This is a genomic window from Pseudarthrobacter sp. LMD1-1-1.1 (assembly GCF_040676255.1).
In the GTDB taxonomy this organism is placed as follows: Bacteria; Actinomycetota; Actinomycetes; order Actinomycetales; family Micrococcaceae; genus Arthrobacter.
The window spans coordinates 194039-216427 of record NZ_JBEGHP010000022.1 but is presented as its reverse complement, the minus strand read 5'-3'; the positions used below and the strand labels follow the sequence as shown (position 1 = coordinate 216427).

The window sequence follows — 22389 nt, the reverse complement described above, 5'->3', positions numbered from 1 at the left end:
GCGCTCACCAGTAGATCACGGCTTGTCACGGTCTTGGCTCCGAACCGGGGCTGTTCATGGAAAGTTCACTGGAGGTTCTGCGGGAGCGGACTGGTCCGTCCCTGGAGCCAGTCCTCAGTTACGCTCCATCTGAATGGTGATTTCGTAGGAATCTGAGCCTTCGGGAGACTCCTCGATGCACAGTGATTCCCGGCTTGTTCCACCAGTTCCGGTCCTGATGCAACCCACGTACCGTCCCAGGGCGGGGCCGCCCGTTCCGGACGTCATGCCGAACCTGCTTGCCGCAGATTCAAGGCTGACCTTGTGGGCCACGGTCCACCGTGCGCTCAGCCGCAAACAGGATGTGTCGATGGAGAGACACCCGGGATCAACCTTGGGGTCGTGGCGGGAGACCTCCACCCAATCATTCTCCGGTAGGTTGTCCGCGCGGGCCCTCATGGCACTCGCCTTCTCCTCCTGGGAGCCGCCGCCACCGTTGATCTCCTGGGCCAGCGCCGAGCATCCCGCGAAGACGAGAATGCACAGCAGGGCCACTGCCAGCGCGATACCGCCGAGGATCCATCCAAGCCGGCTTTTCTTTTTCGGCGGAGGCCCCGGCCAGCCTGGCTGCGGGTATCCGTACGGCTGGTGCTGATACTGGACCCGCGGAGAATGGCGCGGCTGGGGAGGGTGGGCTGGCTGCTGCTGGCCGTCATTCACTTCGGAGCCCCAGTGAGGACCGGCCCCGGCCGCCGGAAGAGGAAGCCAGCCTTGTGCGAGGCGGCCGAGCTCCCGTACCGTCCAGATGCCTGCCTTCGGCAAAGAACCACGCGTCCCCCAGTGTGTTGATCTTCCGGCAATCCTACGCGGGCAGGCTCAACTGTTGGCCAGTACTGACCTGACCCGGACGAGTGGCTCCGGGATCAGCCATTGAACGGCACTGGAGATTGATGCAACTGTGGAGCTCCGGTGATTAGTCCGGGTGGCCCGCTGGCTGGTCATCGTCCTGATTAAAGGGCGGCGCGTGAGGTCCGCGCTGCCGCCGCCTCAGCTTTTTGGGCTTCCGGACCCCCAACGCCATTGCCTGCCCGGGTTCGCGACCGCCGTCGGGCCTTCGCCAAAGACACCAGCAAGATCACTACGGTACCCATCCAGGCAAATCCGGTGAGGAACACCAGGCCTATCGACACTAAGGGGTGCATAGCCAGAGCATAGGACCACGCGGCCGGGACATCCGGGCGAAACTCCGCATGATTGGCGCCGGGATTTGCGCGGGCAGGCACCGGTGGTTGGCGTCCCGGCGATGGACACAAAAAAGGCGCGCCCCGTTCGCTGAGCGCGCCTTTCCCTTGATCCGGTCAGTGCTTGAAAGCATCCTTGACCTTTTCCCCGGCCTGCTTCAAGTCACCCTTGGCCTGGTCTGCCTGGCCTTCGGCCCGCAGGCTCTCATCGCCGCTGGCTGCGCCTGCAGCTTCCTTGGCCTTGCCGCCTGCCTTCTCGGCAGCATTATCGATCTTGTCACCCAGTCCCATGGTCTTACCTCCTGTGGTGTGGCAGCCGTTCGCATTCGGCTGCATCCATAGTAAGCATGCTTAGGTTCCCAATTTCAAGTGTTGTCGCTGCTTTGCCCGCTTCCCGGATGCCCCCGGCTGGCGAAAGCGGCTGCAGGCCAGGTCCCATTCGAGGGCCGGTAACTGCTATGCGGCTCCCAATTAATCATCGTGGTTCAGATGGTGTTTGCCATCACGTCGCTTCCCGTTCGGTCCGCATCGTGAGACTCGGGCGGTGAGTTCACCATGTAAAGCCCACGAGGCTGAAAGTGTTTTCCTGTCCCCCTCCCGCCGTGGATTCCTTGCCGCCGCACTGGCCGGTGCTGCCGTGACCCTGGCCCCGATGTCCTTTGCCGCTGCCGACTCGGGCAGCAGCAGGACCAAGACCATCACCGGCCACTTGGATCCCGGTGCCGCGGACTTTGTGTACCTGCCGGTCGAGGTCCCCGCCGGCGTTAACAAGATCAGCGTGTCCTACAGCTACAGCAAACCCACAGTTACCCCCGGACTGTTGTCCAACGCCTGCGACATCGGCGTCTTCGACGAGAAGGGCACCGATCTTGCCGGGAAGGGTTTCCGCGGCTGGTCCGGCGGCTTCCGCACCGAATTCTTCATCAGCGCCGCTGAAGCAACCCCTGGCTACCTGCCCGGACCGGTGGGCAAAGGCACCTGGAATATTGCCCTGGGCCCTTATCAGGTGGCCGAACAGGGCATGGACTACACCGTCAATGTCACCCTTGAGTACGGGCCCGACGCTACCCCGTTCCGTCCCCAGTACCCGCCCAAGCAGGCCAAGGGCCGTGGCCCCGCCTGGTACCGCGGTGACGCCCATCTGCACACCATTTACTCGGATGGCAAGCGCACGCCGGCAGAGGTGGCCGCCGGCGCGAGGGCAGCGAAACTCGACTTCATGATCAGCACCGACCACAACACTCCCGCCTCCCACGGCGTATGGGGTCCGCTGGCCGGCGACGACCTGCTCATCCTCACCGGTGAGGAAGTTACCACCCGCAACGGTCACTACCTCGCCCTTGGGATCGAGCCGGGAGACTGGATCGACTGGCGCTACCGCGCCCGCGACAAGGGCTTCGAGCAGGAGGCCCAGCACATCCACGCCTCCGGTGGCCTGGTCGTCCCCGCCCACCCGTACTGCCCCTATGTCGCATGCCGCTGGAAATTCGGCTACGACGATGCGGACGCGGTTGAAGTCTGGACCGGTCCATGGACCGCGGACGATGAGTACGCCATCAACACGTGGGACTCCATGCTCGCCAGTTCGGTGCGCACCGGCGGCCGCTGGGTCCCTGCGATGGGCAACAGCGACGCACACAGCGAGCCGCAGGTCATCGGCCTGCCGCATAACGTCGTTAACGCCGCAGCGCTTTCCCACGACGCCATCCTGGACGGCATCCGCAACGGCCGCAGCTGGATTGCCGAGTCCGCCGGCATCTCCCTGGACTTCACCGTGTCCGCAGCCGGCCGGAAGGCAGGAGTGGGGGAGCGGCTCGACGTCAAAGCCGATGCCCCGGTGACAGTCAGCATCGACGTCAGTGGTGTCCCCAACGGTGTCATCCGGATCATCACTGATGAAGGGCAGACCCAGCAGGTGACGCTCCCGGCCTCCGGCCAGGGCACCCACACCTGGATCACCACCGCCCAGCTCTCCGCCTACGTGCGGGCCGAGGTGCGCCATCCCATGGCCGACGGCACGGCGAGCAACGGGACCAATATGGGGACGACGCTGCTGCTGGGTCCAATGGCCGCATTGACCAACCCGATCTTCCTCGGCGCCAAATAGGGGTCGATTGACGGAAAAAGGCCCAGGGGCCGGCTCCTGCGAGGGACCGGCCCCGGGACCTTCTTCAGCTGTTGGGCTCCGTCACTGCTGCGCCGGGACCGACGTCCTGAGGCTGTCGGTATTGGACGTAAGGTAATTGTGCACCTCATGGAAAGTCAGTTTCGGGGGTGCCGCAAAGCCCAATTCCATGCTGAGAGGTCCGATCTTTTCCTGGGCGAAGGTGTCGAACTGCTCACGGCTCTCCCAGACGTCGGTGACTTGGAATCCTTTATCCGTAGCCGTGGCCCAGTGGGATATCGAACCTGCGGGACCGGGACCGCCTGGGGTCAAGCCCATTTTCTTGTTGATCTCGTCATATTGTTCAAGCGTCGACCCGTCGAACTCCATGATGATTGCGACTGCCATGATCTTCTCCTTCTTGGGTCGGGTCCGTTTCTTGCAGACGCGCGGGTGGATGGCCTGCCACGTCCGGCAAGGCGAATATAGAACCCCTTGCATGCGGCTTACATACGCAATTCTGCGCATAGCGGGTGCGGACCAAATGGGGTAGCCCCTACAACTGGCAAACCCTTGAATCTGCTGAATTCCGGCCCCTAGCCTTGGAAAACGAACCATTCGTTTTTGGTGGGCAGAACAATGGATGCTGTTGGTGACCTTGCCGGCGAGCTCGTCCGGCTGCCGGACCGCGGGACCTATCTGAAAGCGGCCAGCGAGCTCCTGTCGAAGCTTTTCCCCTGCGATGGGCTGGCATGGAATGAGCTGGATATGCAGCAGGTCCGGGCGGAGGTCTACGCCCGCCCCGGAAACCACCCGTTCGGTGATCTTGCCCGAAAACTGCTTGAATTCCGAAACGACCATCCGCTCGTCACAAGCGCCTTAGGCGACTCCATGGCCGGCGTGTGGCGCCCGCGGCGCCTCAGCGACATTGTTTCCGACCGGGAGTTCCACGAATCGAGGCTTTATCGTGAAGGCTTCCGGGAGATGCGGATTAACCGTCAATTGTCGCTACGGACGGCACAGGCAGGCCCCGGAATATTGCACAGTTGGGTCATGAACCGCTGGAATCATGATTTCAGCGACAGGGAAATGGTCCTTGCCAGGGAAATCCAGCCAATGCTGTGCCTCCTCGACACGGCCTATTCACAGCCGCCGCCTACTGCAACGAACAATCCGTGGCCTGCCGACGGGTTCGGTCTGACAGACCGCGAGGCAGAAATCCTGGCGCTGGTGGCGCAAGGCCTCAAAAGCACAGCTGTCGGCCACCTTCTGGGAATCAGCCCGCGGACGGTATCCAAACACCTGGAACACTCCTACTCGAAGCTCAGGTGCACCAACCGCGTGGACGCCGTCAGGCTGTTTACAGCGGCTCCCAGCCGTGCCCCGGGTACCGGTAACTTCAGCGTTCCGGCGTGAGCCGCCCATCCCCCGTTGCACCGGTCAACCCACATGGATGCCGGGCCTGGCCGCCTTGTCAGGTTCCGTCTCGCGGAGGATTTCCCGCACCAGCGGAGGCGTATCGCCCTGGCCAAGGAACAGGTAGCGCATGAGGTGGTTGACCGGGCTGCCCTCAGACCATTCGAAGTAGCACTGCGGCATGACCCCGGTCGAGTCCCGGAGGGCCAGCAGGACTGCTGCGATGGCGTTCGGCACGGCGGGGGACTTCACGCGGAGGACCCGGTAGCCGTCAACCTCGATGCCCTCGACCCGCAGCGTGTGGCTGAATTCCGAGGGGTCGGATATCTCAACTTCCAGGAAGATGACGTCGGCGGGGCCGGGGACGGGGTTCAGCCCGCGCTGCTCGAACTCCTTCTCCGCGTACTCCGTCCCGTCCCCGGTCTGGCGTTTGTTCGCGATGATGTGGAGTTCCCGGTCGTACGCGATGGAATCGGTAATGAACTGGCGGGCGGGTTGGTCGAATTCGATGGTGTCGACCCGCAGTTCGGTGGTCCGGGTAACGCGGGACACGAGGGAGACGGCGATGATGCCGCCGATGAAGAACGCGGAGATAAGGAGGCCGTCCGGCTTTTCGATGACGTTGTCGGCCAAGGCGTACAGCAGGATCAGGGTCAGTAGAGTGAAGCCCACGGCGCTGGCCCGGCTGCGGCGCCGGATGGCCGAGACGGTGACGGCGACCGCCCCCGAGACCATCATGGCCAGGATCCCTGTGGCGTAGGCGCCGGCCTGGGCGTTCACGTCCGCCTTGAAAGCTATCGTGATGCCGATGCTCACCACGGTGTAGACCAGCACAACAGGCCTGACAGCGCGGCCCCACTCGGGCGCCATGCCATAGGCGGGCAGGTAGCGGGGGACGATGTTGATGAGCCCGGCCATTGCAGACGCGCCGGCGAACCAGAGGATCAAGGCGCTGGAGATGTCATAGACGGTGCCGAATCCGGCGCCGAAGAGTTCGTGGGCCAGGAACGCCAGGGCCCGTCCATTGGCTTGGCCGCCGTCCTGGAACTCGCTGGGCGGGATCATGACGGTGGTCAGGAAGCTGGTGGACATGAGGTAGACGCTCATGATCAGTGCAGCGGTGGTGAGCAGCTTGCGGGTATTCCTGACCCGGGAAGCCATGACGTCGTCCGGCGTGCTTCCGGAGGCCTTGATCAGCGGCATCATGGACACCCCGGTTTCGAACCCTGACAGGCCCAGGACCAGCAACGGGAAGGCGATGATGGCCGGGCTGACCAGCCCCATCGGTCCGCCGCCACTGGAGAGCAGCCGGTCGGTCCAGCCCGCCACCAGGGACGGGTCGGCCGCGAGGTGGATGAATCCGGCCACCACGACGGCGGCGTTGAGCAGCAGGTAGATGGCAACCAGCGGGATGGCGACCCCGACGGCTTCATTGAATCCCAGCAGGAACACTCCACCCAAAATCAGCAGCAGGACCACCGTGATGATCACTGCTCCGCCCTTGAGGGCTTCGGGCATCAACGGGTTTTCCAGCAGGTGGACTGAGGCGTCGGCGCCCGAGAGCGTAATGGTGATGATCCACGAGGTTGCCACAAAGCCCAGGAGCAGCAGGACGAAGAACTTGCCGCGCCAGAATGGCAACAGCTTCTCCAGCATGGCCACGGATCCTTGACCGTGCGGGCTTTCCTGGGCGACCCTGCGGTACATGGGCAGCATACCCAGCAGTGTCAGGGCCACGATCAGCAGGGTGGCCAGCGGCGACAGCGCCCCGGCGGCCAGGGCCGCGATGCCTGGCAGATAGGACAGTGTGGAGAAATAGTCGACGCCGGTCAGGCACATGACCTTCCACCAGGCGTTGGGCTTGTGGTCCTCCTCGGCCTCCGGGCCGGTGGGAGCCACCTGGTTGGCGAGCAGCCAGCGCACCAGGGGACTGCGGTCCGGGCCAGGTTCCTGCTTGAGGTCAACATGCGCGGGGACGACGTGGTCAGAAGGGGTTGTCATCGGGTTCTTCCGTTGGGGTCTGGAACCACGGGCCCGAAGCGGAGCCCATGAAACCGGGCAGTACTGGTCCGGATCGCCGGACCTAAGCTGCTCTTACCCGGGGGTCAGGAGTTCCAGACAATAAAGAGAGGCATGTTGTCTTGGGGCTGGCGGAGGGCAGGGCCGGAAGCCGGGCGCGGCTCCACCGGCGCCAGCAAGTGCGGGAGCTGAAGGTCAATGCTGGTACTCATGGGGGTCTGGCTCTTAATGACTGCCGATCAGCTGACTGCATAGCCCGGTACCTCAAGTTTCCGCTGCTCAGGCAGGTGAGGCAAGGGCTTCTGGGAGGGTGCATACTTTGGAGATGAAATTCAGCACTACCCTCCGGGGGAGCGGCAACAAGGTGGGCATCGAGGTTCCCGAGGACATTGTTCGGGCGCTTGATGCAGGAAAGCGGCCGCCCGTGGTCGTGACTGTAAACGGAAAGAGTTACCGCAGTACCGTCGCCGTGATGGGCGGGCTCAACATGATCGGGCTCAGCGCCGCCAACCGGGAGCTTACCGGTACCTCTGCCGGGGACGTCGTGGAGGTGGACCTGGAGCTGGACACCCAGCCGCGGAGCGTCGACGTTCCGCCAGACCTTGCTGCCGCCTTGGATGCCGACCCCGAGGCGAAAGCTTTCTACCAGACCCTGAGCTACAGCATCCAGCGCCGCTATGTGGAACCGATTGCCGGGTCCAAGACCGCAGAGACGCGGTCACGCCGGATCGCGAAGGTTTTAAGCGACCTGAAGGCCGGCAGGAAGTAGGACCATAAGGTCCGACGCCGTTAAATGCAGTGAGACGAACTTCCAGCGCCGGCGGGTCTTACTGGGAATGTTGCGGGTGCCGGAGGCCGCAGGACAGCCGCGCAGTGGCGGAGTGCCCCGGACCCCCGGCTTCCCTCGTTTCCTCCTACGCCTTCACGTAGCCGTTGGGGTTCAGCACGAACTTTGTTGCGGCTCCAGCGTCAAATTCGGCGTAGCCGCGCGGAGCATCTTCGAGCGGGATGGCCTTGGCGTTGACGGCCTTTGCGATCTGGACCTTGTCATGCAGGATGGCCATCATCAGTTGACGGTTGTACTTCATCACCGGGCATTGGCCTGTCGTGAAGGACAAAGACTTCGCCCAACCGGTGCCCAGGGAGAGCGAGAGGGAGCCGTGCTTGGCTGCTTCATCAATTCCACCGGGATCTCCGGTGACGTAGAGGCCGGGAATGCCAAGGGCACCGCCGGCGGCCGTGATGTCCATCAGGGAATTCAGGACCGTGGCAGGCGCCTCGTGGGAGGCATCCTTTCCGTGGCCGCGGGCTTCGAAGCCGACGGCGTCCACGCCACAGTCCACCTCGGGAACTCCCAGGATCTGTTCGATCTGGTCCTTCGGGTCGCCCTTCGTCACGTTGACGGTTTCGCAGCCGAACGACCTCGCCTGCGCCAGGCGGTCTTCATTCATGTCGCCCACAATCACGACGGCGGCGCCAAGCAACTGCGCGCCTACGGCCGCAGCAAGGCCCACCGGTCCGGCGCCGGCCACGTAAACGGTGGAGCCAACACCGACGCCGGCAGTCACGGCCCCGTGGAAGCCCGTGGGGAAGATGTCTGAGAGCATGGTCAGGTCCAGGATCTTTTCCAGGGCCTGGTCCCGGTCCGGGAAGCGCAGCAGGTTCCAGTCGGCGTAGGGGACCAGTACATACTCGGCCTGTCCGCCCACCCAGCCTCCCATGTCGACGTAGCCGTAGGCGCTGCCCGGGCGGTCCGGGTTGACGTTGAGGCAGATGCCGGTCTTTCGCTCCTTGCAGTTTCGGCAGCGGCCGCAGGAGATATTGAACGGCACGGAGACAATGTCGCCCACTTTGATGAATTCGACGTCGGGCCCCACCTCCACCACCTCGCCGGTGATTTCGTGGCCAAGGACCAGGTTCTGCGGAGCGGTGGTGCGCCCCCGGACCATGTGCTGGTCCGAGCCGCAAATGTTGGTGGTCACCGTGCGGAGGATCGCGCCATGGGGTACCTTGCGGCCAACGTTGGCCGGGTTGACGCCCGGGCCGTCCTTGAGTTCGAACGTCGGATAGTCCGTGTCGATGATTTCGACGACGCCGGGTTCCTTGTAGGCAACTGCTCTGTTTCCTGACATGGCCACTTCCTTATCGATAGATGTTGCGGAGCGTGTGGAGAAGCCCGGGATATCCGGTCATGGACGGTGAACTCCATGTTGGGCGGGTCTGCGATGGAGAAAGGTGCTTTCCCGGGGATGGCCGAGGGTCGCAGGGGAAGGCGGAGCGGGGGTGCTCGCAATCACCAACCCGTTTGGAGATATATTCAGACGTCGTCGACTGATATACCAAGGCTGGGTTCAGCGTATAGGGGGTATTACAGCAGGTCAACAGGGTTTTAATACCTTTGCTGCACCATCCTGCACCAGCCGGCGTCGAGTCTTTCCGTGCAATGCGGCGTCACAGGTCGTCTTCCGGGCGGGCGGCGAGGATCCGCTTGGCGTTGGTCTGCAGGATGCTGAGTGACTCCTGGATCAGGGGGGATCCGATGCTTCCCCGGCGAGCGACAGCTACAATCCGCCGGACGGGCCGCCCTTTGCCGGTTATGCGCAGCCGCACGACGTTTTCTGCGCTATGGAGAGGCGCCAGTCGTGGCAGCAGGCCCACGCCCAGCCCCGCACCGACGAAGGCGATCTGGGTCTCCCACTCCACAGCCTCGTGGGCAATCCGCGGGGTTACCCCCACTGCGGTGAACGCGGCGGTGAAAAGGGCGTGGTACGTGGAACCAGCGGCTTCGGTGATCCAGGGTTCCGAGGCCAGCTCTTCAAGCGTCACCGTTTCCCGCGATGCCAACGGATGGTCGGACGGAATGATCACGTCAAGGGGGTCATCGAGCAAAACAGTCTGCTCGAAGCGCAAATCATCGTCACTATAGGTGTTGGACTGCATCGCGACGATGACCGCAAGATCGATCCGCTCGGCCACCAGCAAATCGAAGCAGCGGGCCGGATTGGCCTCGAGTACCTGCACCTCCAGCTGGGGGCGCGTGGAGCGGAGGGTGGCGGCCAAAGGGGCCAGCAACTGGGCGGCAGCCGTAGAAAATCCACCGAGGCCGAAACGCGACTGCACTTGGTCGCCGGCCTCCATTGCCGCCGCGCGCAGGCTCTCCCAATCCGCGATGAGGGTGTCCGAACCCGCCACGATGAAGCGGCCCGTGGCGGTCAGCCGGACACCCCGACCGTCCTTCGTCAGCAGCTGCAGACCGAGTACCCGCTGGAGCTCACGCAGTTGCGCTGAGACTGCGGAAGGAGAGTACCCCGTAAGCTCCGCGGTTCCGCTGACGGTGCCGCATCTGGCGAATACTCGAAGCGTTATGAGCCTTGGATCGATCATGCATATATTGTGCACGGTTATCCGCTGATTCTTGCGCTTTTGTTGCAGACCCGGCAGCCCTAATGTGACTACAACGACTTTTGGCAACGGGCTGCGGAAACGTAACCCTCGTCTTCGCAAACCAGCACACTGACCCACGCTTCTCGGGAGAAAAACCATGACTGCTCCAGTGCACCAGCCCCTCAACGCGCGCGGAAAACTCGCTTCATCCTTGCCTGCAGAGCAGCTGGCGGAGATCACCGAATTGTTTGCGTTCCGCCGCACGGGATATTCACTCGACGCCCCTTTCTACACAGACCCCACGATTTTCAAAATCGACATGGAAGCCATCTTTGGCCAGCACTGGATCTTCGCCGGCAGCGTTGCCGAGCTGCCCGAGCCAGGCGATTACATCACGGTCGACTACGGCCCCTACTCCCTGATCGTGCTGCGCAACGACGACGGCGGCGTCAATGTCCTGCACAACGTGTGCCGGCACCGCGGGGCCCGCGTCCTTACCGAAGCCACCGGGTCCACCGGCAACCTGGTCTGCGGCTACCACTCCTGGACCTACTCCCCTGAGGGCAACCTGATCCACGCCTCCGCTCCCGGCGAGGCCAAGTTTGACAAGAACTGCTTCGCCCTCAAGCGGGCCCACAGCCGCGAGGTGGCCGGACTCATCTTCGTCTGCATCGCTGACGAGCCGCCCACGGACTTCGATGAAACCTCAAAAATCTTTGAGCCTTACCTCGCACCCCACGACCTGTCGAAGACGAAAATTGCCTACCAGCAGAACATCATCGAAGAGGGCAACTGGAAGCTCGTCATGGAGAACAACCGTGAGTGCTACCACTGCGACGGACACCCGGAACTGGCCTGCTCGCTCTTTCCCACGTGGGGCCTGACCGAGGGCCTGATCCCGGCCCACCTCGAAGAGGTCTGGGACCGCAACAAGGAAGCCCAGTCCTCCCTCGAGGAGCGGTGCCGCCGCTACGGCCTGCCCTACGGGGTGGTTGAAGAACTCGATACCCGCATTGCCGGTATCCGCATATCCCGCGAATCCCTGGATGGGGAAGGCGAATCGTTCTCGGCCGACGGCCGCAGGCTCTCCAAGAAGCTGCTCGGCGACCTGCCGGACTTCCGCCTGGGCCGCTGCTCGATGCACCTGCAGCCCAACAGCTGGTTCCACTTCCTGGGCGACCACGTCATCACGTTCGGCGTCTTCCCCATCAACGAGCACCAATCACTGGTACGCACCACCTGGCTGGTAGCGGACGACGCCGAAGAAGGCGTCGATTACGACCTGGACAAGCTCACCTACACCTGGAAGCAAACAAACCTGCAGGACAAGGCGTTCGTTGAGCTCTGCCAGCAAGGTGCCGGCAGCCCCGCTTACCAGCCCGGCCCCTACATGAAGAGCGAATACCAGGTAGAGGCATTCATCAACTGGTACGTACAGCGTGTGCAGGAGCACCTGGCATGACGGAACTCCTCACCGAGACGGTAATCCAGGAGCCACAGCGCATCCGCGGCCTGGAAATGCCGTGGAACAGGGTCATGGGCAGCGCCGAGGCCCCGGCCCGCGCTGCCCGGGCCCTGGGTCCCTGGCATCCGCAGGAGTTCATGGCGGAATGCGTCGAGACCATCCCCGAGGCCGGCGGCATGATGACGTTCGTGTTCCGCCGCTGCGACGGTGCGCCCCTGGCGTTCCGCGCGGGCCAGTACGTCAACATTGCCTTCCCGGTGAACGGTGAGGAGCACGAGCCCGTGGACCGCAGCTACTCGCTGTCCAGTTCGCCCACGGAACCGTGGACCTTCAGCGTCACCGTCAAGCGCGACCCGGGCGGACTGGTGTCGCCGTGGGTGCACGACAATGTCAGACCCGGCACCGTCCTGGACATGCTGGGACCCGTGGGGGCCTTCCACCTGCCCGATGCCGACCGGCGCGCACGCTACCTTTTCCTGGCCGCGGGCGCGGGCATCACCCCCATCATGTCGATGCTGCGGACCATCCACTCGCTGCCCGGGACCGCCAACGTGGTGGTGCTCTACCACGGTGCGGAAGCCGGCGGCTTCGCATTCGACCGGGAGCTGGCCTACATCGCTTCCGTTGACTCGCGCGTCAAGGTCTTTTACGCCCTGGGCGACCGCGGCAGGCCTGAGGAGTGGGAGGGCTTCAGCGGACGGTTGAGCTCGGCAATGATCGAGGAGGTGGCCCCCGACGCCAACGGCCGGCAGGTCTACGCCTGCGGCCCCGAGGGTTACCTGAACACCGCTACTGAACTGCTCAAGAAGGTCGGCGTCGACGACACCTCGATCTACATGGAGTTCTTCTCCGGAGATCGCAAAACCCTCCTTGAATACCAGGCAGAGATCGCGCTGGCATCGGACATCGCGGAGGAAATTGCCGAGGAAATCGCAGATTCGGCAGAGGACTACTACGAAAGCCAGCCCGCCGCGTTCGGGCTATACGAACCCGGCTATGACGCTGACGGTACCTTGGAGGCATCAGGGCTGCCGCTGGAGGTTGTCGAACCGGAGGCACCCTCGACCGAAGCCGCCAAGGGTGGTTCGGAGGCGGATTCCGCAGCCCCGTCCCCTGATGCGTCGAGCTTTGACACCGTGGGAACGGGAAGCCTCACCCTTTCCTTCATGCGCACCGGCATCAATGTGCGGATCGACCCCGAAGAACACATCCTCGGTGCCGCCCAGCGCGCGGGCGTGCGGATCGGTGCCAACTGCAAGGAAGGAATGTGCGGCTCCTGCAAGGTAGTCAAACTTTCGGGTGAGGTCGAAATGAACCACCAGGGCGGAATACGGAAGCGCGAAATCGATGCAGGCAAGTTCTTGCCCTGCTGTTCCACCGCCCAGACGGACCTGGTGATCGATGCCTAGCTGAACTGGCCGGTCCGGGCTTCATTAGCAGCCATAGGGGTCCAGACTGCGCCATATCTGCAAGGCGGCCCGGGTGGGTCATCCCCAGGTGACTGCGGGATGCCCCACCAGGGCGGCTGGGGACGTGGAGCCGGAGCTGGTCTGCCCGCTGACCCTTCATCGTCCTCGCGGTGGCCGTGCACCGAAGAAATTTCAGGAATCAGCGCGCAGGGCAGCCCAGGCCTGGAAGCCACCGATGAGGTCAGTCGCACGGCTCAACCCCAGGCGCTGCAGTGTATGTGCAGCGAGGCTGGAGCTGTAGCCCTCATTGCAGACCACCACTATCCGCCGGGCCGGGTCGCCGGCGGTGGGGATCCGGTGGGGGCTGGAAGGGTCAAGCCGCCACTCCAGAACATTTCGGTCGATAACCACTGCGCCCGGAAGATCGCCGTCGCGGTTCCGCTGGTCGACGGGCCGGGTGTCAATGACCAGTGCGCCCGCTGCCATCTCCCGCTCAAGATCCGACGGGTGCACCCGCTCAAGCCCGGCGCGGCTCTCGAGCAGCAGTTGGTCCACTGTAAGTGGTGCCTGCGAACTGCCCGGGTCTGAACTGCATGGGAATGCCGCGGTGCCGTCCTTGACTATGTGAGGCTGTTCCACCGTGTTCCTCGCTTTGACTGCTGATCGTTCGGGCGTTCCGCGGTGCAGCGGAGCGACGCTCAATTCCTACGGTATGGGCAGAGCCAGGGTCAACACGCTTCCGCCACGCGACCGCGGCGGGCAAGGCCCTCCGTGACGTCCGCCTCCTTCAGGCCCGGATGGGAATACCACGGCCAGCTTTTGCCTTGTTACCGGTGAGGCCCCCACCGCCGGCTGCCTCGCTCGAAAGGACCCCGTTGCCCGTAGCTTTCATTCCGTTCACCATGCACGCCTCCGCGCAGCATGACCACCGACGCACCTTCCGCACCGACATCGAACGCTTGACCGACGGTCATCTCCGGTCAACGCCCCTGGACGTACTCAGGTCGACGAATACCCAAGCTGTCTTCCGCGGCGCCGTCCCGAAGGGCGCGCACACCGCAACCGATGCGAGCCTCGCCCGGTACCTCCAGGACCGTCTCGCCCGTGAGGACATCCACCTGGATCTCAGCGTCAGCATCGAGCGGTAAGCAGGTCTGCGACGCCCGGCCGCCGGTGTCCCACCCCGGGCCCGCGCAAGGGCTCCTGCAGCCACCCGGCCCGGGCCGGACGTTGCCGTGGGACACGCCCAACCTTTTCCTGTTGCTCCCGCCGCCGTCTGGGATATGCTCCAGAAATGGCACCGCGAAGTTTTCTTCAATGGCCGGTCGTCCGTCAGCTAAGCACGGGCGACCTCTTGGGCCGTGGGCCGGCAGTGACGTCGGCCAAGACAAAAGCAATAGCCCCCCGGACTGCCACCGCCGACCGCGTCGTGCAGAGCGTGTGTCCTTACTGTGCCGTCGGTTGTGGGCAGCGTGTCTACGTCAAGGACGAGAAAGTGGTCCAGATCGAGGGCGATCCGGACTCACCCATTTCACGCGGCCGCCTGTGCCCAAAGGGCTCTGCGAGCGAGCAGCTTGTCAACTCACCGGGCCGCCAGACCAAAGTGCTTTACCGTGCGCCGCGTTCCACGGAGTGGCAGCACATGGACCTGGCCACGGCCGTTGAGATGGTGGCGGACCGCTTCATCGAAACCCGCCGCAGGACCTGGCAGCAGGAAGACGACCAAGGCCGGCTGCTGCGCCGCACCATGGGCATCGCCTCCCTGGGCGGCGCAACCCTGGACAACGAAGAAAACTACCTGATCAAAAAGCTCTTTACAGCTGCCGGGGCGGTGCAGACCGAGAACCAGGCGCGTATTTGACACTCCGCAACGGTTCCCAGTTTGGGAGCCTCGTTTGGACGCGGTGGTGCTACGCAATCACTGCAGGACATGGCCAACGCCGACTGCATCGTCATCCAGGGTTCCAACATGGCCGAATGCCATCCCGTGGGGTACCAGTGGGTGGCGGAGGCTAAGGCCCGCGGAGCGAAGGTCATCCATATCGACCCCCGGTTCACGCGGACCTCGGCAGTGTCGGATAAGCACATCCCCATCAGGGCGGGTTCTGACGTCGTGCTGCTGGGCGCGCTCATCAACTACGTCATCGCCAATGACCTGTGGTTCAAGGAGTACGTGACCGCGTACACCAACGCGGCCACCCTGGTCCACGAGGACTACCGGGACGCCGAGGACCTGGGCGGCCTCTTCTCCGGATTCGACCCGGAAAAGGGTGCCTACGACAACTCGTCGTGGGCCTACGACGAAGGCGAGGACGGCTCCATCGACGAACCGGCCGGTCCCGAGCACGGCGCCGAAGCCGGCGCCCGGGCCTCCGGCGATGCCTACGGCAGCGGTGGTCCGCCCCTCGAACACGCGGAGGTGCTGCGGGATGACACGCTCCAGAACCCCAGGACCGTCTTCCAGATCGTGAAGCGGCACTACGCCCGCTACACCCCGGAAATGGTGCGCGACATGTGCGGCATCAGCGAAGCCGACTTCGCCTACCTGGCGAAGACCATCACGGAGAACTCCGGCCGCGACCGGACCACCTGCTTCGCGTACGCCGTGGGCTGGACCCAGCACTCTCTGGGTGCCCAGTTCATCCGGGCCGCCGCCATCCTGCAGCTGCTGCTGGGGAACGTGGGGCGCCCTGGCGGCGGGATCATGGCCCTCCGGGGCCATGCGAGCATCCAGGGCTCCACCGACATTCCCACGCTGTTCAACCTGCTCCCCGGCTACCTGCCCATGCCCAGTGCCGGCCGCCACGACACCCTGGAGGAGTACCTGGCGGCCAACGCCTCGAAGAACCAAAAGGGATTCTGGGCCGACGCCGACGCGTACACCATCAGCTTGCTGAAGGCGTGGTGGGGTGACGCTGCGACGGCGGACAACGACTGGGCCTACGACTACCTGCCGCGGCTGACCGGTGCGCACGGGACCTATGAGACCGTGATGAGTATGCTCCGCGACGAGGTGGAAGGCTACTTCCTGCTCGGCCAGAACCCGGCGGTCGGCTCGGCCCACGGGCGGATGCAGCGGCTCGGAATGTCCCACCTGAAGTGGCTCGTGGTCCGGGACCTGAACATGATCGAGTCCGCGACGTGGTGGAAGGACGGCCCGGAAATCGAGTCCGGGGAACTCCGCACCGAGGATATCGAGACCGAAGTCTTCTTCCTGCCGGCGGCGACCCACGTGGAGAAGGCCGGATCCTTCACCCAGACCCAGCGGCTGCTGCAGTGGCGCCACCAGGCGGTGGCCCCGCCGGGGGAGTGCCAGAGCGAACTCCAGTTCTTCTATGAACTGGGGCACCGGATCCGGGAGAAGCTCGCCGATTCCCAGGACGAAAGGGACCGGCCGCTGCTGGACCTGACGTGGGATTACCCCACGGACGACCACGGCGATCCGGACCCCGAGTCGGTGCTTGCCGAGATCAACGGCCGCCACCTGACCGGTCCGGATGCCGGCAAGCCGCTCTCCGCCTACACCGAACTCCGCGCCGACGGCTCTACGACGGCGGGCTGCTGGATCTACACCGGCGTCTACGCTGAGGGGATCAACCACGCTGCCAACCGGAAACCCGGCCAGGAGCAAGGCCCGGCAGCGCCGGAATGGGGCTGGGCGTGGCCGGCCAACCGACGGATCCTGTACAACCGGGCCTCCGCCGATCCGGCCGGTAAGCCGTGGAGCGAACGCAAGAAATACGTTTGGTGGGACGCAGAGCAGGGGAAGTGGGTGGGCGACGACGTCCCCGACTTCCCGCCGACCCTCGCACCCGGCAGCAAACCCGACCCCTCGGTGGGCGGCCCGGCCGCGCTCAGCGGGGACGATCCGTTCATCATGCAGTCCGACGGCAAGGGCTGGCTGTTCGCGCCCAAGGGGCTCGTGGACGGCCCGCTGCCGACTCACTACGAGGCCCAGGAATCACCGGTGGCCAACGGGCTGTATCCGCAGCAGCAGAGTCCGGCACGACTGAGGTATGCCCGGTTGGACAACCTGAGCGCACCGAGTGCCGGTACCCCGGGGGCGGATGTCTATCCGTTCGTGTTCACCACGTACCGGCTCACGGAGCACCACACTGCGGGCGGGATGAGCCGCTGGCTGCCGTACCTCTCCGAACTGCAGCCGGAGATGTTCTGCGAAGTGTCGCCCGAACTGGCCGCTGAGCGCGGACTGGAACCCTATGGGTGGGCCACCATCATCTCGCCCCGCTCTGCCATTGAGGCAAAGGTGCTGGTGACCGACCGGATGAGGCCGCTGGCCGTCGGCGGCCACACCGTGCACCAGATCGGGCTGCCCTACCACTGGGGCGTCGGCAGCAACGCTGTGGTCAGCGGTGACGCGGCTAACGACCTGCTGGGCGTGACCCTGGATCCCAACGTCCAGATCCAGGAATCCAAGGTGGCCTCCTGCGACATCCGTCCAGGCCGCCGGCCGCGCGGGGAGGACCTCCTTGCCCTCGTTGCCGAATACCAGGCGAGGGCCGGGCTGACCATCGAGACCGGCAACCGCGCCGTCACCAACCCCGCGGCGGAAGGCATTAATCCCGCGGGGCCTGGCGGCCACGCCAAGGGCGGCGGGGAATGACCGTCGTCATACCCGGCGGGGCCCGCACCTACTTTGCCCGGCCCGGAACGCTGCCCAGCGGCAGCGTTCCGGGCACCGATCCCACCTTGGAGAACTAGATGGGCCAGCTGTCCGGACCAACCGACCCCACCGCCGATGCCCACTGGGAACACAACCATCCGCGCAAGGGCTTCTTCACTGACACTTCGATCTGTATCGGCTGCAAGGCCTGCGAAGTCGCCTGCAAGGAATGGAACCACAACCCGCAGGACGGCAACCTCGAACTGCTCGGATCCTCCTACGACAACACCGGATCCCTTGGCGCCAGCACCTGGCGGCATGTCGCCTTCATCGAGCAGGGCCAGGACCGGATTGTCGAGGCACGGGAATCAGGCCGGGCCCTGGTCAGCCTGGGCATGCCCCGCATCGGTCCCCCCACCCCCGCAGCGTCCGCCCCGGCGGATCTGGCTGAGGCGGACACCACGCCGCCTGACACAGCAGACTTCCGCTGGCTGATGTCCTCCGACGTCTGCAAGCATTGCACCCACGCCGGCTGCCTTGACGTCTGCCCCACCGGAGCGCTGTTCCGCACCGAGTTCGGCACCGTGGTGGTCCAGGACGACGTCTGCAACGGCTGCGGAACGTGCGTGGCCGGGTGCCCCTTCGGCGTGATCGAGCGCCGCAGCAACGGCACGGTCAAGGTGGCCACCAGCAGGGAAGACCAGCACGCCGGGCATCCCGCCGTCCCCAACGAAGGCATCGCCCAAAAGTGCACACTGTGCTACGACCGGCTGGTGGCAGACGAGACTCCCGCCTGCGCGAAGGCGTGCCCGACGACGTCCATCAAGTTCGGCGACCACGACGACATGGTGGAGACGGCCAGGGAACGGGTGGCGAACCTGCACGCCCAGGGCATGACAGAGGCGAGGCTTTACGGCGCAAACGAAAACGACGGCGTCGGCGGAACCGGATCCGTCTTCCTGCTGCTGGACGAACCGGAGGTCTACGGACTTCCGCCGGACCCGCGCGTACCCACAGCTGATCTGCCAAAGATGTACCGGCGGGCCGGCATGGCGGTAGCAGGCATGGCCGCCGCCGCTGCGCTGGCTTTCCTGGGAGGACGCGCGTGACACTTTCCGAGTTCGACAGTTTCCGGCCAACAGAGCCCGCACGCCGCCGCCGGGCGGGCGGCAAGCGGGGGACGGGCCGCCGCCGGGACAACGGTGACGGCTCCCGGGAAATGCCGATGGTGCCGGAGCCGGAATTCACCTCGTACTACGGCCGTTCCGTCGTGAAACCCGCCCCCTGGGGCGATGACGTGGCGATCTACCTCTTCCTGGGTGGCGTGGCAGCCGGTTCGGCCCTCCTGGGCGCCGGCGGCCAACTGACCGGACGCCCGGTGCTGCGCCGGAACGCCCGGCTGGGTGCCCTGGCAGCGGTGAGCGCGGGTGCGGTTGCCCTGGTGAAGGACCTTGGCCGGCCGGAGCGTTTCCTGCACATGCTGCGGACTTTCAAGGTCACCTCCCCGATGAGTGTGGGCTCGTGGATCCTCAGCGCCTTCAGCGCCGGCGCCGGCGTCTCCGCCGTGGCGGAAATCGACCGGATGAGCGGAGACCGGCTGCCCCTGGGTCCGTTGCGCAAGGTCCTGCGCGCTGTCGAAGGACCGGCAGGCATCGAAGCTGCGGTGTTCGCCGGGCCGCTGGCGGCGTACACGGCCGTCCTGCTGGGTGACACTGCCACACCGACGTGGAACGCAGCCCACGAGGAACTGCCTTTCGTTTTCGTGAGTTCGGCCTGCCTCGCGTCTGCCGGGCTCGCGATGGTCACCACGCCCGTGCACGAGACGGGTCCTGCGCGCAACCTCGCCGTGCTCGGCGTCCTGGGGGATGTGGTGGCCATGAAGGTGATGGAGCACCGGATGGACCCGGTAGCCGTGGAACCACTGCACCAGGGCAAAGCCGGCGCCATGCTGAAGTGGAGCGAGCGGCTGGCGGTCGCCGGAGGCCTGGGCACACTGCTGGGCGGACGAAACCGGATGGTCGCCGCCGCGTCGGGTCTGGCACTGCTGGCCGCCTCGGCCCTGACCCGGTTTGGTGTGTTCGAGGCAGGCCTCGCCTCTGCCAGGGATCCGCGGTACACCATCGAACCGCAGAAGAACCGGCTCGCAGCGCGCCGCGCCGCCGGCGTTACCGGCGACGCAATCACCACCGGCAGCTGAGGCAGCTGCCCGGTTTCAGCGGATCTGGATACCCTGCCCCACAGTGGTGTGACCGATGACAGGGTGGCCCGGCAACTCGCCGACCACCAGCAGGCCGCCGGACGTCTGCGCATCGGCCAGCAGCAGCAGATCGTCCTCGGTGATGCCCGGTGCAGCCTCCAGGTGCGGACGCACCCAGTCGAGGTTGCGCCGGGTCCCGCCGGAAACGAAGCCGTCCCGGAGTGCCTCGCGGGCTCCGCCAAGAAGGGGAACGGCATTTATGTCGATCACCGCGCCCACTTCCGAGGCACGGACCATCTTGTGGAGGTGTCCAAGCAGGCCGAAACCGGTCACGTCCGTCGCCGCACGGACGCCGGCGGCCACCGCCGCCTCGGAGGCGTCGCGGTTGAGTGCCGCCATCGTCTCCACGGCTTCTTCAAACACCTCACCGGTCTGCTTGTGCCGGTTGTTCAGGAGACCGACGCCGAGTGGCTTGGTCAGCGTGATGGGCAGCCCCGGCCGGGCGGCGTCGTTGCGCAGCAAGCGGTCAGGATGGGCGACGCCGGTGACGGCCATGCCGTACTTGGGCTCCGGGTCATCAATGGAGTGCCCGCCGAGCACGGGGCACCCCGCCTGGGATGCCACGCTCAAGCCACCACGCAGGACCTCAGTCATCAATTCCATCGGCAGGACGCCGCGGGGCCAGCCGACCAGGTTGATCGCAGTGACCGGCCGGCCGCCCATGGCATAGATGTCCGACAGGGCATTGGCGGCGGCAATGCGGCCCCAGTCATATGCATCGTTGACAACGGGGGTGAAGAAGTCAGCGGTGGTCAGGACCGCAAGATCTTCGCGCACCAGGACCGCCGCAGCGTCGTCGCCGCTGTCAAGGCCCACCAGGACCTCCGCACCGGGTTGGCCGATGAGGCCACGGACGGCATCTTCGAGTTCCCCGGGGGGAATTTTGCACGCACAGCCGCCGCCGTGGGCATAGTCGGTGAGCCGGAATGCGCCGGTGGCACCATCATCGAGCTGCTGGACTGACATCTGAGCCTCATTCACCCGCCCAGCGTACCCTCCCAGGCAACCCTGCTATATTGAGGCGCGGTGGCGTCCGGGTCCTGGTGGGCCCCCCGGTCTTCAAAACCGGTGAGGCTGAGCATCTCGGCCTGGCGGGTTCGATTCCCGTCCGCCACCGCCAACTTTCGGCAGTGCATGCCGCGATATGAGGAGGGCTGTGGACCACGTCGATCCCCGGCGCCTGATTCCCCGCACAAATGACCTGCTGGCCTTGCCTGCCGTCCGCGAAGCCCGCACCCGGCTGAACGAGCGCGTCATCCGCGAACTTGTCCGGGACGTCCAGGAGCAGGCACGGCGCGGCGGGCTGCCCCCCGGCCAGGTGGAACCGGCCCTGCTGGCCGCCGTCGCTGCGCGTACGGCAACCTCCCTGCGCCCGGTGCTGAACGCCACCGGCGTTATCGTCCACACCAACCTTGGGCGCGCCCCCCTTTCTGAAGGTGCAGTGGAGGCTCTTGTCGCGGCCAGCGGCTACGTCGACGTGGAGCTGGACCTGTCAGACGGCAGCCGCTCCTGCCGTGGCGCCGGTGCCCGGGCGGCACTTCTCGCTGCCTGCCCCGCCGCTGAAGACGCGCTGGTGGTCAACAACGGGGCCGCGGCCTTGGTGCTGGCTACAACAGCCTTCGCCGCTGGCCGGGAGGTCGTGGTGAGCCGTGGCGAACTCGTAGAAATTGGTGCCGGATTCAGGCTGACCGACCTGATGGAATCGACCGGTGCCAGGCTTCGCGAGGTGGGCACCACCAACCGCACGCACCTGCATGACTATGCAGGAGCCATCGGTCCTGACACAGGGTGCGTCCTCAAGGTCCATCCAAGCAACTTCCGGGTTGACGGTTTTACCTCAGCTGTTTCCCTGGACGAGCTGGGCCGCCTGGCCGCGGCCAACGGCGTCCCCCTCGTTGCCGACCTGGGCAGCGGACTGCTGGCCCCGGATCCGTTCCTGCCGGATGAACCCGACGCTGCCTCCGCCTTGGCGAGCGGGGCCGACGTCGTCATCGCCAGCGGCGACAAACTGCTGGGCGGCCCCCAGTCGGGGCTGCTGCTGGGCCGCAAGGAGGTCATCACCCGGCTGGCCCGCCATCCGCTCGCCCGCGCCGTCAGGGCAGACAAACTTGCCCTGGCCGCCCTGGAAGCAACGGTTGCGGGCGGTACGCCGCCCGTCGTGCAGGCGCTGCACACCGACGTCGGGCAATTACGCGGCCGTACGGACCGGCTCGCCCGGGAACTCGGCGTCCCCGTGGTCCCGCATGACGGCAGGGTAGGGGGCGGCGGCGCCCCCGGCGTGCCCCTGCCTGGGTGGGCACTCCGGCTCCCCGAGGGACTTGCGCGTCCCTTGCGGACCGGCGACCCGGCCGTGCTGCCGCGCGTCCATGACGGCTCCTGCCTGATCGATCTGCGCTGCGTGCCCGCAAAGGACGACGGCCGGATTGTCGAGGCGGTGCGGCGTGCCCTGGCAACCCTTGAGGTTGCGGATGCAGGCAGGGCGGGCTGAACC

18 protein-coding genes and 1 tRNA gene are annotated in these 22389 nt (G+C 65.4%); 11 read left to right on the top strand and 8 right to left on the bottom strand.

Annotated features, from left to right (window positions below):
• Nucleotides 1–114 precede the first annotated feature (114 nt).
• Both MRBLMD1_RS11575 and MRBLMD1_RS11570 read right to left on the bottom strand, forming a co-directional pair.
• Nucleotides 115–534, bottom strand: a complete 420-nt coding sequence (locus tag MRBLMD1_RS11575; protein ID WP_364399583.1) for a hypothetical protein — start codon at nucleotides 532–534, stop codon at nucleotides 115–117.
• A gap of 803 nt (nucleotides 535–1337) precedes the next feature.
• A complete protein-coding gene (locus tag MRBLMD1_RS11570; protein ID WP_159633138.1) occupies nucleotides 1338–1511 on the bottom strand; it encodes a CsbD family protein in 174 nt (57 codons plus the stop codon).
• Nucleotides 1512–1764: 253 nt separating this feature from the next.
• On the opposite strand from MRBLMD1_RS11570, the gene MRBLMD1_RS11565 reads away from it, so the two are divergent.
• The gene (locus MRBLMD1_RS11565) at nucleotides 1765–3327 is read left to right on the top strand and encodes a CehA/McbA family metallohydrolase (RefSeq protein WP_364399580.1); all 1563 of its coding nucleotides are present in this window, start codon (nucleotides 1765–1767) and stop codon (nucleotides 3325–3327) included.
• Between the two features lie 81 nt (nucleotides 3328–3408).
• On the opposite strand, the gene MRBLMD1_RS11560 is transcribed toward MRBLMD1_RS11565, so the two are convergent.
• On the bottom strand, nucleotides 3409–3732 hold the full coding sequence (locus tag MRBLMD1_RS11560) for a hypothetical protein (RefSeq protein ID WP_224025985.1): 324 nt from the start codon (nucleotides 3730–3732) through the stop codon (nucleotides 3409–3411).
• Between the two features lie 231 nt (nucleotides 3733–3963).
• On the opposite strand from MRBLMD1_RS11560, the gene MRBLMD1_RS11555 reads away from it, so the two are divergent.
• Nucleotides 3964–4740: a helix-turn-helix transcriptional regulator gene (locus MRBLMD1_RS11555; RefSeq protein ID WP_364399577.1), complete on the top strand. Its 777-nt coding sequence runs from the start codon at nucleotides 3964–3966 to the stop codon at nucleotides 4738–4740.
• 24 nt (nucleotides 4741–4764) lie between these two features.
• On the opposite strand, the gene MRBLMD1_RS11550 is transcribed toward MRBLMD1_RS11555, so the two are convergent.
• Nucleotides 4765–6741, bottom strand: a complete 1977-nt coding sequence (locus tag MRBLMD1_RS11550; protein WP_159636188.1) for an amino acid transporter — start codon at nucleotides 6739–6741, stop codon at nucleotides 4765–4767.
• A gap of 343 nt (nucleotides 6742–7084) precedes the next feature.
• Between MRBLMD1_RS11550 and MRBLMD1_RS11545 the strand changes: the two genes are divergently transcribed.
• Nucleotides 7085–7528 (top strand): YdeI/OmpD-associated family protein, encoded by a 444-nt coding sequence (locus MRBLMD1_RS11545; protein WP_364399574.1) that lies wholly within the window; start codon nucleotides 7085–7087, stop codon nucleotides 7526–7528.
• A 145-nt stretch (nucleotides 7529–7673) separates the two neighbouring features.
• On the opposite strand, the gene fdhA is transcribed toward MRBLMD1_RS11545, so the two are convergent.
• The gene (gene fdhA / locus MRBLMD1_RS11540; RefSeq protein WP_159634534.1) at nucleotides 7674–8891 is read right to left on the bottom strand and encodes a formaldehyde dehydrogenase, glutathione-independent; all 1218 of its coding nucleotides are present in this window, start codon (nucleotides 8889–8891) and stop codon (nucleotides 7674–7676) included.
• Between the two features lie 319 nt (nucleotides 8892–9210).
• Nucleotides 9211–10143, bottom strand: a complete 933-nt coding sequence (locus tag MRBLMD1_RS11535) for a LysR family transcriptional regulator (protein ID WP_159634531.1) — start codon at nucleotides 10141–10143, stop codon at nucleotides 9211–9213.
• A gap of 157 nt (nucleotides 10144–10300) precedes the next feature.
• Between MRBLMD1_RS11535 and MRBLMD1_RS11530 the strand changes: the two genes are divergently transcribed.
• Together MRBLMD1_RS11530 and MRBLMD1_RS11525 are read left to right on the top strand one after the other, a co-directional pair.
• Nucleotides 10301–11605 (top strand): aromatic ring-hydroxylating oxygenase subunit alpha, encoded by a 1305-nt coding sequence (locus MRBLMD1_RS11530; RefSeq protein WP_224025988.1) that lies wholly within the window; start codon nucleotides 10301–10303, stop codon nucleotides 11603–11605.
• Nucleotides 11602–13017, top strand: a complete 1416-nt coding sequence (locus MRBLMD1_RS11525) for a ferredoxin reductase (RefSeq protein WP_364399569.1) — start codon at nucleotides 11602–11604, stop codon at nucleotides 13015–13017. Before MRBLMD1_RS11530 ends, MRBLMD1_RS11525 begins: the two co-directional genes overlap by 4 nt.
• Before the next feature lie 192 nt (nucleotides 13018–13209).
• On the opposite strand, the gene MRBLMD1_RS11520 is transcribed toward MRBLMD1_RS11525, so the two are convergent.
• Nucleotides 13210–13572, bottom strand: coding sequence for a rhodanese-like domain-containing protein (locus MRBLMD1_RS11520; RefSeq protein ID WP_236560935.1), 363 nt, complete (start codon nucleotides 13570–13572; stop codon nucleotides 13210–13212).
• A gap of 320 nt (nucleotides 13573–13892) precedes the next feature.
• On the opposite strand from MRBLMD1_RS11520, the gene MRBLMD1_RS11515 reads away from it, so the two are divergent.
• The 4 genes from MRBLMD1_RS11515 to nrfD all read left to right on the top strand — a co-directional run bounded on the left by MRBLMD1_RS11515 (nucleotide 13893) and on the right by nrfD (nucleotide 19838).
• Nucleotides 13893–14165 (top strand): hypothetical protein, encoded by a 273-nt coding sequence (locus MRBLMD1_RS11515; protein ID WP_236560932.1) that lies wholly within the window; start codon nucleotides 13893–13895, stop codon nucleotides 14163–14165.
• A 146-nt stretch (nucleotides 14166–14311) separates the two neighbouring features.
• A complete protein-coding gene (gene fdh, locus MRBLMD1_RS11510) occupies nucleotides 14312–17641 on the top strand; it encodes a formate dehydrogenase (protein WP_364399565.1) in 3330 nt (1109 codons plus the stop codon).
• 98 nt (nucleotides 17642–17739) lie between these two features.
• Nucleotides 17740–18750 (top strand): 4Fe-4S dicluster domain-containing protein, encoded by a 1011-nt coding sequence (locus MRBLMD1_RS11505; protein ID WP_159634519.1) that lies wholly within the window; start codon nucleotides 17740–17742, stop codon nucleotides 18748–18750.
• Nucleotides 18747–19838 carry an NrfD/PsrC family molybdoenzyme membrane anchor subunit gene (gene nrfD / locus MRBLMD1_RS11500; protein ID WP_364399563.1) on the top strand — a complete coding sequence of 364 codons (1092 nt, stop codon included), beginning with the start codon at nucleotides 18747–18749 and terminating at the stop codon, nucleotides 19836–19838. Before MRBLMD1_RS11505 ends, nrfD begins: the two co-directional genes overlap by 4 nt.
• 15 nt (nucleotides 19839–19853) lie before the next feature.
• On the opposite strand, the gene selD is transcribed toward nrfD, so the two are convergent.
• On the bottom strand, nucleotides 19854–20864 hold the full coding sequence (gene selD, locus MRBLMD1_RS11495) for a selenide, water dikinase SelD (protein ID WP_307490033.1): 1011 nt from the start codon (nucleotides 20862–20864) through the stop codon (nucleotides 19854–19856).
• 59 nt (nucleotides 20865–20923) lie between these two features.
• On the opposite strand from selD, the gene MRBLMD1_RS11490 reads away from it, so the two are divergent.
• Together MRBLMD1_RS11490 and selA are read left to right on the top strand one after the other, a co-directional pair.
• Nucleotides 20924–21018: transfer RNA gene (locus MRBLMD1_RS11490), tRNA-Sec, on the top strand.
• Between the two features lie 36 nt (nucleotides 21019–21054).
• Nucleotides 21055–22386, top strand: coding sequence for an L-seryl-tRNA(Sec) selenium transferase (gene selA / locus MRBLMD1_RS11485; protein WP_364399561.1), 1332 nt, complete (start codon nucleotides 21055–21057; stop codon nucleotides 22384–22386).
• The last annotated feature ends 3 nt before the right edge of the window (nucleotides 22387–22389 follow it).